The sequence below is a fragment of the Frigoribacterium sp. CFBP9029 genome (assembly GCF_034045305.1).
Classification (GTDB): Bacteria; Actinomycetota; Actinomycetes; order Actinomycetales; family Microbacteriaceae; genus Frigoribacterium.
The window spans coordinates 2,586-5,594 of sequence record NZ_JAXCWB010000025.1 but is presented as its reverse complement, the minus strand read 5'-3'; the positions used below and the strand labels follow the sequence as shown (position 1 = coordinate 5,594).

The following is a 3,009-nucleotide window of genomic DNA, read 5'->3' as shown; positions in this document are numbered from 1 at the left end:
TCGTTCCCACGGGAACGGATTGCTTCTTCGGGAGTGATTGTCACTGGTTTTACGGATTGTAATCTGGTGCTAAGGTTTCACAGCTGCCTCGGACGATGGCCTTCATAAGGTCGGGTTTCTGGTGCGTTTGGTCCTTGAGAACTCAACAGCGTGCACATTGTCAAATGCCAAATTATACCCTGGCATTGCTTGTGGCTTCACCGTTCGGTGGGGTTGTGAGTGGTGTTTAGGTTTCTTTGAGATTGATGAACAACAACAATCGTCAGATTGTTTTGTTCTTTGGTCAGCATCAAATTCAGCAGTTCCGGCCTATTCCGGTTGGACTGTTTTTTCTTTTACGGAGAGTTTGATCCTGGCTCAGGACGAACGCTGGCGGCGTGCTTAACACATGCAAGTCGAACGATGAACTGGAGCTTGCTCCAGGAATTAGTGGCGAACGGGTGAGTAACACGTGAGTAACCTGCCCTTGACTCTGGGATAAGCGCTGGAAACGGCGTCTAATACCGGATACGAGCTTCAGCCGCATGGCTAGGAGTTGGAAAGAATTTCGGTCAAGGATGGACTCGCGGCCTATCAGCTAGTTGGTGAGGTAATGGCTCACCAAGGCGACGACGGGTAGCCGGCCTGAGAGGGTGACCGGCCACACTGGGACTGAGACACGGCCCAGACTCCTACGGGAGGCAGCAGTGGGGAATATTGCACAATGGGCGCAAGCCTGATGCAGCAACGCCGCGTGAGGGATGACGGCCTTCGGGTTGTAAACCTCTTTTAGTAGGGAAGAAGCGAAAGTGACGGTACCTGCAGAAAAAGCACCGGCTAACTACGTGCCAGCAGCCGCGGTAATACGTAGGGTGCAAGCGTTGTCCGGAATTATTGGGCGTAAAGAGCTCGTAGGCGGTTTGTCGCGTCTGCTGTGAAATCTGGGGGCTCAACCCCCAGCCTGCAGTGGGTACGGGCAGACTAGAGTGCGGTAGGGGAGATTGGAATTCCTGGTGTAGCGGTGGAATGCGCAGATATCAGGAGGAACACCGATGGCGAAGGCAGATCTCTGGGCCGTAACTGACGCTGAGGAGCGAAAGCATGGGGAGCGAACAGGATTAGATACCCTGGTAGTCCATGCCGTAAACGTTGGGAACTAGATGTGGGGGCCATTCCACGGTCTCCGTGTCGCAGCTAACGCATTAAGTTCCCCGCCTGGGGAGTACGGCCGCAAGGCTAAAACTCAAAGGAATTGACGGGGGCCCGCACAAGCGGCGGAGCATGCGGATTAATTCGATGCAACGCGAAGAACCTTACCAAGGCTTGACATATACCGGAAACGTCCAGAGATGGTCGCCCCGCAAGGTCGGTATACAGGTGGTGCATGGTTGTCGTCAGCTCGTGTCGTGAGATGTTGGGTTAAGTCCCGCAACGAGCGCAACCCTCGTTCTATGTTGCCAGCACGTAATGGTGGGAACTCATAGGAGACTGCCGGGGTCAACTCGGAGGAAGGTGGGGATGACGTCAAATCATCATGCCCCTTATGTCTTGGGCTTCACGCATGCTACAATGGCCGGTACAAAGGGCTGCGATACCGTAAGGTGGAGCGAATCCCAAAAAGCCGGTCTCAGTTCGGATTGAGGTCTGCAACTCGACCTCATGAAGTCGGAGTCGCTAGTAATCGCAGATCAGCAACGCTGCGGTGAATACGTTCCCGGGCCTTGTACACACCGCCCGTCAAGTCATGAAAGTCGGTAACACCCGAAGCCAGTGGCCTAACCCCTTGTGGGATGGAGCTGTCGAAGGTGGGATTGGTGATTAGGACTAAGTCGTAACAAGGTAGCCGTACCGGAAGGTGCGGCTGGATCACCTCCTTTCTAAGGAGCATGTACCAGCCCTGCTGTTTACACAGGGATTTTCTGGTCAAGTCAGTTTCGGAGCGAATGTCTCCGGCTGGCGCTCATGGGTGGAACATTGACAATGGCTCTCCGGTGAGGGCATCAGCATCAGTACGACATCTTCGGGTGTTTGGAACGTGAGGGTGTTCGAGTTGGGGAGTGTGCACGCTGTTGGGTCCTGAGGGACCAAACTTCCCTGCGCTTCGGTGTGGGGGGTTGAACTCCTCTGGGCCATATGAGTCCTGCATTATTCGCAGGGTGAGTATGGGACCCGCCCGTATTTTGAGAACTACACAGTGGACGCGAGCATCTTAGTCGCAGACAGTATCTGGCCTTCGGGTCGGGTGGTTGTTTGTGATACTAAGTGCAATTTCTTAGACCAACCCGCTCCTTCGGGGGTGTGGTTGGCGAATGAGATAACACTGAGCTGCTGGCTTCGGCTGGCAGCAACTTTGTGGTCAAGTTTCTAAGAGCAAACGGTGGATGCCTTGGCATCTGGAGCCGAAGAAGGACGTAGAAATCTGCGATAAGCCTCGGGGAGCTGATAATCGAGCCCTGATCCGAGGATTTCCGAATGGGGAAACCCCGCCAGGCATTTTGACCTGGTGACTCCCGCCTGAATATATAGGGCGGGTAGAGGGAACGTGGGGAAGTGAAACATCTCAGTACCCACAGGAAGAGAAAACAACAGTGATTCCGTCAGTAGTGGCGAGCGAAATCGGAAGAGGCTAAACCGGTCATGTGTGATAGACGGCGGTCGTTGCATGGTCGGGGTTGTGGGACCCGTTGTCCTGTTCTGCCGGACAGGAGCAGTTACAGCGCAGTATAGGCGAACAGCTTTGAATGGCTGGTCATAGAGGGTGCGAACCCCGTAGCCGAAATGCTGGCGCTGGCTGAATGGGGATCCCAAGTAGCACGGGGCCCGAGAAATCCCGTGTGAATCTGTCAGGACCACCTGATAAGCCTAAATACTCCCAGATGACCGATAGCGGACAAGTACCGTGAGGGAAAGGTGAAAAGTACCCCGGGAGGGGAGTGAAATAGTACCTGAAACCGTTTGCTTACAAACCGTTGGAGCCTCCTTGTAGGGGTGACAGCGTGCCTTTTGAAGAATGAGCCTGCGAGTTAGCGA

2 rRNA genes (1 of these 2 cut by a window edge) are annotated in these 3,009 nt (G+C 54.3%); both read left to right on the top strand.

The window, feature by feature from the left end:
- The first annotated feature begins 334 nt into the window (after positions 1–334).
- Positions 335–1,856, top strand: a 16S ribosomal RNA gene (locus tag SOM11_RS15025).
- A 477-nt stretch (positions 1,857–2,333) separates the two neighbouring features.
- Positions 2,334–3,009, top strand: a 23S ribosomal RNA gene (locus SOM11_RS15020); it runs 2,286 nt beyond the window's last position.
- The 16S and 23S rRNA genes sit together here, the layout of an rRNA operon.